The organism is Prevotella sp. S7 MS 2, from assembly GCF_000762865.1.
In the GTDB taxonomy this organism is placed as follows: Bacteria; Bacteroidota; Bacteroidia; order Bacteroidales; family Bacteroidaceae; genus Prevotella.
Map to the genome: position 1 here is coordinate 1 of NZ_JRPT01000090.1, position 8237 is coordinate 8237.

The window sequence follows — 8237 nt, forward strand, 5'->3', positions numbered from 1 at the left end:
CTTTTATTTGTATTACCAAGAAAGAAAACTACTCTTCCTTGATCCTTAGCTCCCAAAAGGCGACAGCAGCCGCCGCTGCCACATTGAGAGAGTCCACATGATGCGACATGGGGATACGTACTACATAGTCGGTTTGGGCGATAGTCTCGCGCGAAAGTCCATCTCCTTCCGTCCCCATCACGATGGCTAGCTTATGTATATCGGTGAGTCTTGGATCGCCAAGGGGGATAGACTGATTGGTCAAAGCCATTGCAGCAGTGCGGAAGCCTAAATCGTTGAGACTGCTAACGGGTGATTCCAACCATGTCCAAGGCACGAGAAATACCGAGCCCATAGACACTCTCACGGCACGACGGTTCAACGGATCGCAAGAAGAAGTGGTGAGTAAGACACCATCAATGCCCAATGCTGCGGCCGAACGAAAGATAGCTCCAATGTTCGTCGTGTCTACAACGCCATCTATTACCACGATTCTACGCGCACCACGGCACACCTCTTCCACACTACAAGCATGCGGGCGACGCATGGCACAAAGCACTCCGCGCGTCAAAGTGTAGCCCGTCAGCTGGGCCAACAACTCGCGGTCGCCCGTATATACAGGTATATCGCCACAGCGTTCGATAATTTCTGCCGCATCACCCATGATGTGTCGACGCTCACAAAGCAGAGAAACAGGCTGGTATCCAGCATCCAATGCCACCTTAATAACCTTCGGACTTTCAGCTATAAATACCGCATTTTGCGGGTCTTTTCGACTCCGCAACTGCGCTTCAGTGAGCGTTGAGAACACCTCAACACCCGGTTCTGTCAGCGATTTTATTTCTATTATTGCCATCTTTTGAATTTATAGAACCACTTGTCTCATCTCGGCCAGTTTGTTCTCGTACGTATCTTGGTCTACCCTGCGACCACGAAGACTACGCACTTGTGGGAAATCTTGGAAATAGGCATCGGTAGATGTGTACCACCCATAGTTGCTAAAGTCGTGTATTCTACGTGCCACAGCATCCAGCCGTTGGGCATATTGAGGATTCACGACAGAGAGAACACGGTCACCGGAAGCCAGTTCCACAGCCAAGATGAGTCGCTCTTTCTCAACCATTCGGCGTGGAGCAACCTCCCGTCGACGACTTGTAATACGTATTTCCCACCCATACCGTCGATTCAAAGCATCCATCATGCTCTTAAAAACAACACCATGTGGTGCCGTATCTTTCAATCCGGTATAGGCTATACTATAATGTATCATCTCGTGCAACAGCACGTTTTGAAACTCACGCTCGCTCTGATCGTAATAGTTACTGAGCTTGATAGCGAAATCATAATAACGCGTCTTGCCCCACCGTGTGGCTCGTTTACACGACATCGTACCCAGCCTAGTGCGTGATTTCGATGTCCCCAATAGCGGACGAGGGAGTTTTCCACCGAAATATTCATGGTTGAAACGGTCGAACCACTTCCCCATCCACTCCGAGGTTACTTGCATAATTCTCGCAAAGTCTTTTCCAATTTATCTATCATCACAGTACCTAGAACCACCTTTCCATCCTTATCTAGGATGTAAGTAGACGGAATCCAGTGCACACCATACGCCTTTGCGATAGCCGATTCGCGCATCTTCTTCAGCTCGCTGACGTTAATATATCCCAGTCCATACTTCTTAATAGCATTCTCCCAATTCGTTTTATCGGTATCAAAAGAGATTCCTACAAATGCAACACAGTCTTTATACTCATTCCAGAGTTTCACGACACGGGGCAAATCCTTACGGCAATCTGGGCACCAAGAAGCCCAGAAATCAAGTACGACAATCTTTCCTTTCAAGCTAGTGGAATGAAATATCGTGCCATCGGGTTGTTTTAAACTAAATGTAGGAGCCACAGTTCCTATCTTCAACAGTTCGGTTGCGTACTGCACATCTTCGTCTACGACTGCAGTCTGCGCTTTCACGCCTACCGCAGAAAGCAGCATCAAGGCCGCCATCAACATTTTCTTCATCATCATCTTATCTTTAATCTCTATTTTATAATCTGTTCTTCTATCTGCGATTTCGGCCAATTGACAAGGAACAACTTCTCCGTTGCACGTGTAAAAGCCGTGTACAACCAGTGTATATAATCAGGCGTCAGCATGTCGTCGGGCATATATCCTTGGTCTATATACACATGCGACCACTGTCCGCCCTGCGCTTTATGACACGTAAAGCTATACCCATATTTGATTTGCAAGGCATTGAAATAAATGTCTTTACGCAATTCTGTGAGCCGAGCAGTCTTCGTCGAGAGGTCGGCGTAGTCTTCCATCACACCTTGATACAACCGTTCGTTTTGCTCACGTGTCAGTGCCGGCGATTCAGTTGTCAACGAATCAAGCACCACCGTGGTCTGCATCTCATAATCATCATAATCGGGGAAGCGCAGTAAAACGTCGGCAAAGCTGAATCCATACAGGTCGCGAATATTGCGAACCTTCAATACTACCGCCCTATCGCCATTGGCTATGAACGACATCGAGCACTTCTCGCCCTCAACAGCACGTGCATTTTCCTCGGTTACCCAGTAATAGTTGTTCTTCACTATCATCAGCAAATCGCCCGTATTCAGTACATCTTCACGGTCAAGCACGCTCCCACGAATACCCTGATTGTAGATGTTGGCACGCTTATTACTACGCGTTATCACCGTGGTCTCATCCATTCCTACATGGCTATAGCTACTCGCTAACGCGTCTACCAGTTCATTTCCCGGTACCATCACGATGTCGGCAAAGCCTTGGAAGCGCAATTTTGGCATCGTGGTAGCCGTATCGAGCGTTATCATTCGGCGAATAGTCGTGGCATTATAGAGTATTCCACTCTCACTACTCTGTCGTAACACCTCGTCCAAATCGCACTCATATACACGCAATCCATAACCGGCCAATTGCTGAGCGCTCAATGCCGGTGACTCAATTTCGCCCACCGGGGGCAGCTGAGCCTTATCTCCGATAAGTAACAGACGGTCGTTCTGCCCTTCATAGACGAACTTCACAAGGTCATCGAGCAATCTTCCTGAACCAAAGCTACTATCTCCGAGGCCTTGATTAGCTATCATCGAACTCTCATCGACCATGAAAAGCGTGTCGCGATACGTATTGCGATTGAGGTTGAACTGCCCATCAAGCCCCTCATAAACCTTCTCCCGATAGATGCGACGATGAATGGTGTAAGCCTCATGCTCACTATTGAGCGCAAACACCTTGGCTGCACGCCCCGTCGGAGCCAGCAATAATACACGTTGCTTCAGCTTCTTCATCGTGCGCACAATGGCTCCGGCCAGACTCGTCTTTCCCGTTCCGGCACTGCCACGCAGTATCATGACGGCTTCAGGAGAGCGGTCGGTAAGGAATTGAGCAAACACATTGAGCGCATGACACTGGTCGGCTGTGGGTTCAAAACCAAAGGCTTGAACTATCTCATATTTTATTTCGTCGCTAATCATACAATGTTCTTGCAAATATAGAGAATTACTCTGAATTGGCAAAGAAAAACCACTCATCTCACTGCAAAGGCAGTGCAGCAAGACTGCAAAAACCAAACAGCATTGCTGCATAGGCAAGGCAGCAATATTGCGAAAGCTTTGCAGCAACCTCTCTCCGCCCCTTATAGCCCCACCCCAACCCTCCCCAAAAAGGGGGGGGAGGATGAAATGGGAGATGAGTTAGTTAGTCTTTGAGTTGATAAGTTCTTAGGTTGTGAGATGGACTGGAATTCATCCTTGCACTATAGAGCATAAAAGAGAAAAGCAAAACTCATAGCATAAAAACATAAAAGGGTAGCTTCACAGCCACCCTATTACATATTATACAAAAACATTATGAATTTTTATTTAGCGAACAAGATTTATCTCATTTAATCAAAGTCTCATAATGAAGCTCTACTTCGGAGTTATTAGGAGTAAAACGCCTTACAGGCGCTAGAATAGCAAAAGGAGTTAATGGACAAATGTCTGTTGACTCCAAGCCTCTATGAGGTTTTAACTCCTCTTGACTTCTCCTTACTTCCACACTTACAAGACTTGTATAGTTTAATCTCTGTGTTGTCTTATTGTGCTTGTTTGCACGATTTACACTTGCGTTGACAATAGCGTTCGCACTGCATCCGGATGTCGTAGCCCAACATGGCACCCAAGATAAAGTCTTCTTCGGGCGTAAGTTGGCTCAACGGACGAGTGACGAAAAGACGAATAGCATCCAAACATTCCTTGCGACCAAAGAAAAGATTAAGTCGAGTACCGTCTACCTGTTGTACAATGTAGCTGATATTGTGACGTTCAAGGCGCTGAAGTGCAAACTGTTCATATCGCTTGTTGAAAGTGAAGAGTACCATTTGGCGCACTCCTTTCTGATATTCATAGATATGATTCATCAGTACCTTCATGTCGGCTGGTATCAACTCAGTCTGCTGCATGCTATTCCTCTTACTTATCGTCGTAAATATTTAATCGTCTAATTTCGTTTTTCTATTATAGGCTAGACTTGATACTTTCAAGCCAAGCATCAATGCGACTTTCAGTCTTATCGTCTTCGTTGACATCGTCAAGAGCCAATCCAATGAACTGGCCATCGACTACGGCGTCACTATCATCGAATGTATAACCATCGGTAGACACTGCACCAACAACGGTAGCACCGGCATCCTGAACAGCATCGTAGAGTTCTTTCATTGCTCCACAGAATGTGTCACCATACGATTCGCTATCACCACAACCGAAGAGAGCAACCGTCTTACCAGCCAAATCGACAGCCTTTAGTATCTTCAAACCATCGTACCAATCATCTTGCAGTTCACCACTGCCCCATGTAGAAGTACCCAAAATGAGGTTGTCATTCTCTTTCAATACGTCTTCTGTCAAATTAGCGACATCCAAAGATTCTACACCTAGCTTGCTAGCAACGGTCTCTGCCAAACTCTGACATGTTCCTGTAGAGGAACCATAAATTACGATTGTCTTTTTCATATCTTTTATTTTTTATTATTCAAAACTCAACGTTGCAAAGTTAATACCAATCCACATATCTTGCAATACCTAGAAATAGTGTTTTTACCAAATACCTATAAATAGTGATAATATGAAAGTCTAACTATGAAAATTATCAGTCGACTACCAATGATAGATAGACACAATTGTTACCAAGGGCTTTCTAAAGCGACATGAATTGCCAGCTTAATACCAACAATGAGATATTAGGCATAAAAAAGTGCGATACTTAGGTATCGCACTTCATATGATTAAAGTAATTTCGCTGTTAGTTTTTCCAACATATCCGCCGTCATGGAATCCAAATCGTATTGTGGTTTCCAATCCCACTCGCTGCGTGCGCAAGAGTCATCCATACTATCGGGCCAACTATTGGCAATACGTTGCTTCATCGGGTCAACATCATACACCATTTCAAAGTCGGGTTTATGTTTACGGATAGCCGCATAGATATTCTCAGGAGCAAAGCTCATGGCTGCAATATTAAATGCATTGCGATGGTTAAGACGCGTAGGGTCGGCCTCCATCAAGCTGATAGCTGCATTCAAAGCATCGGGCATGTACATCATATCCATCAATGTGCCCTCGCCTATTGGGCAGACGAAACGCTCACCACGCACTGCCGAATAGTAGATATCGACTGCATAGTCGGTGGTACCACCACCCGGAGGAGTAACATAAGAGATGATACCGGGGAAACGAACGGCACGCGTATCAACACCATATTTATTAAAATAATAATCGCTGAGCAACTCTGTTGTCACCTTAGACACTCCATAGATGGTGCGTGGACGCTGAATGGTGTCTTGAGGAGTCATCACATGTGGGGTATTCGTACCAAAAGAGCCGATAGAACTAGGTGTAAAAACTGCACAATGATGCTCGCGAGCCACTTCGAGGATATTCCATAAGCCATCAATACCAATAGTCCATGCCAATCGAGGCTTGGATTCTGCTACCACAGAGAGCAACGCTGCAAGATTATAGATGGTATCAATATGATAATCGGCTACAACCTTAGCAATCAAGTCGGGACGCGTAACATCGGCTATAGCCGAAGGACCGGATTCTTTTAGTTCGCCTTTGGGTTCGGCACCGGGAATATAACCGGCCACTACATGTTCATTACCATAACGTTTTCTTAGCTCCATTGTAAGTTCAGACCCAATCTGGCCTGTGGCACCTACAACCAAAATATTCTTCATTGCCTAGATTACTTTTAACTATGATCTATTTAAGTTTTACGCTGCAAAGTAAATGCTATTTTTTGAGAATGCGAAGAGATTTTTTCTAAATAATAACCTTTGGAAGACCATTTAAACAAAAATAACAAAAAACACTTCCATATCAGGAAAATTATCTGTTCCTTTGAACCATATTTAATACCACTAATAGTAATATGTACGGAAAAATAAAAGAACATCTTTGCAATACGCTTGCCGAGATTAAAGAGGCCGGACTTTATAAAGAAGAACGACTGATTGAAGGCCCACAACAGGCCGCTATCAACGTAAAAGGACAGGAAGTATTAAATTTCTGCGCCAACAACTACTTGGGATTGTCTAACCATCCTCGCCTCATTGAGGGGGCAAAGCAGATGATGGATAAGAGAGGTTACGGCATGTCTTCGGTTCGTTTCATCTGTGGAACACAGGATATACACAAGGAACTGGAAACAGCTATCTCTGATTACTTCAAGACTGAGGATACTATCTTGTATGCTGCATGCTTCGATGCCAACGGTGGTGTGTTCGAACCATTGCTTACCGACCAAGATGCCATTATCTCCGATGCATTGAACCACGCGTCTATTATCGACGGTGTACGCCTGTGTAAGGCTAAACGCTATCGTTATGCTAACGCCAATATGGAAGAATTGGAGAAATGTTTGCAGGAAGCTCAGGCTCAAAGATTCCGTATCATCGTGACCGATGGTGTGTTCTCTATGGACGGAAACGTAGCTCCTATTGATAAGATTTGCGATTTGGCAGAGAAATACGACGCCTTGGTAATGGTAGACGAATCGCACTCTGCAGGTGTGGTAGGTGCTACTGGGCACGGTGTCAGTGAATTCTTCAACACTTATGGTCGTGTAGATATTTACACAGGCACACTGGGTAAAGCCTTTGGTGGAGCATTGGGCGGATTCACAACCGGTAGAAAAGAAATCATCGACTTGCTACGCCAACGTAGTCGTCCATACCTATTCTCCAACTCATTAGCTCCCGGTATCATTGGCGCGAGCCTTGAAGTGTTCAAGATGCTCAAGGAAAGTAACGAACTACACGACCGCTTGGTGGAAAATGTAGAGTACTTCCGCGATAAGATGATAGCTGCCAGCTTCGACATCAAACCTACCCAAAGCGCTATCTGCGCAGTGATGTTGTACGATGCTAAACTCTCTCAAGTATATGCAGCTAAGCTCCAAGAGGAAGGTATCTACGTAACAGGATTCTACTATCCGGTCGTTCCGAAAGATCAAGCACGTATCCGTGTACAGATTTCGGCAGGACATAACCGCGAACAACTGGACAAATGTATAGCCGCATTTATTAAGGTTGGCAAAGAATTAGGCGCATTAAAGGCCTAGTATTTACCCTACCGTATAAAAATAAAAACTGCAAGCAATCTAGTAACTAGAAAGCTTGCAGCTTTTTATTTTCCTTTATTTATTAGTTGTTGATGCCACGATTGTTAAGTGTAGTGTTCAGCAACATCAGGTATTTGCGATACTGTCCCTCATCCAAAACGTAGTGCATATACTTCAAATCCTTTGCGATAGCCTTATCCTTCATGACTTTACGGTCGCTAACAGGAGCGTTGGCAGCATTCATCATCTCTACAGCGAAAGTCTTATGAATGTCTTTTACACCGTCAAGCTGGTCGATTGAGAGGCTCAAAGCATCAGCCAACTTATTAAAGTTTACATTCATATTGTAAGCAGCAACAGTGTTAGTTGCATTTGTATTCTCTCCTTCTGCGAAAGCCATTGTCATACTTAGCATGGCTACAATAGTCAAAACAATCTTCTTCATAATCTTTTTACCTTTCTAATTTTTGTTATTATCCTTTGTCTTTTGACATTGCAAAGATAACAAGACCGCCCTTTTCCACAACCAATTTATCAAATTGTTTGCGATAACAGCATCTTTTATTGATTTGAATCAATATTATAATTACAGATTGCAACATTTATATAGTCATAAAATATAGATTCTG

9 protein-coding genes are annotated in these 8237 nt (G+C 44.4%); 1 reads left to right on the forward strand and 8 read right to left on the reverse strand.

Going from position 1 to position 8237, the window contains the following annotated elements:
- Positions 1 to 28: 28 nt before the first annotated feature.
- The 7 genes from HMPREF0671_RS11200 to HMPREF0671_RS11230 all read right to left on the reverse strand — a co-directional run bounded on the left by HMPREF0671_RS11200 (position 29) and on the right by HMPREF0671_RS11230 (position 6223).
- The gene (locus tag HMPREF0671_RS11200; protein WP_036900719.1) at positions 29 to 835 is read right to left on the reverse strand and encodes an RNA methyltransferase; all 807 of its coding nucleotides are present in this window, start codon (positions 833 to 835) and stop codon (positions 29 to 31) included.
- Positions 836 to 844: 9 nt separating this feature from the next.
- Positions 845 to 1486, reverse strand: coding sequence for a SprT-like domain-containing protein (locus tag HMPREF0671_RS11205; RefSeq protein WP_036900722.1), 642 nt, complete (start codon positions 1484 to 1486; stop codon positions 845 to 847).
- Positions 1477 to 2004: a TlpA disulfide reductase family protein gene (locus HMPREF0671_RS11210; protein ID WP_052053035.1), complete on the reverse strand. Its 528-nt coding sequence runs from the start codon at positions 2002 to 2004 to the stop codon at positions 1477 to 1479. The genes HMPREF0671_RS11205 and HMPREF0671_RS11210 overlap by 10 nt, the downstream gene beginning before the upstream one ends.
- A gap of 14 nt (positions 2005 to 2018) precedes the next feature.
- Positions 2019 to 3479, reverse strand: coding sequence for an ATP-dependent RecD-like DNA helicase (locus HMPREF0671_RS11215; RefSeq protein ID WP_036900742.1), 1461 nt, complete (start codon positions 3477 to 3479; stop codon positions 2019 to 2021).
- Between the two features lie 602 nt (positions 3480 to 4081).
- On the reverse strand, positions 4082 to 4447 hold the full coding sequence (locus HMPREF0671_RS11220) for a DUF2023 family protein (protein ID WP_036900725.1): 366 nt from the start codon (positions 4445 to 4447) through the stop codon (positions 4082 to 4084).
- 55 nt (positions 4448 to 4502) lie between these two features.
- A complete protein-coding gene (gene fldA / locus HMPREF0671_RS11225; RefSeq protein ID WP_036900727.1) occupies positions 4503 to 4997 on the reverse strand; it encodes a flavodoxin FldA in 495 nt (164 codons plus the stop codon).
- Between the two features lie 272 nt (positions 4998 to 5269).
- Complete coding sequence (locus HMPREF0671_RS11230) at positions 5270 to 6223, reverse strand: NAD-dependent epimerase/dehydratase family protein (protein WP_036900730.1); 954 nt, start codon at positions 6221 to 6223, stop codon at positions 5270 to 5272.
- Between the two features lie 194 nt (positions 6224 to 6417).
- Between HMPREF0671_RS11230 and kbl the strand changes: the two genes are divergently transcribed.
- Complete coding sequence (gene kbl / locus HMPREF0671_RS11235) at positions 6418 to 7608, forward strand: glycine C-acetyltransferase (protein ID WP_036900736.1); 1191 nt, start codon at positions 6418 to 6420, stop codon at positions 7606 to 7608.
- A gap of 82 nt (positions 7609 to 7690) precedes the next feature.
- On the opposite strand, the gene HMPREF0671_RS11240 is transcribed toward kbl, so the two are convergent.
- Complete coding sequence (locus tag HMPREF0671_RS11240; RefSeq protein WP_036900738.1) at positions 7691 to 8053, reverse strand: hypothetical protein; 363 nt, start codon at positions 8051 to 8053, stop codon at positions 7691 to 7693.
- Positions 8054 to 8237 lie beyond the last annotated feature (184 nt).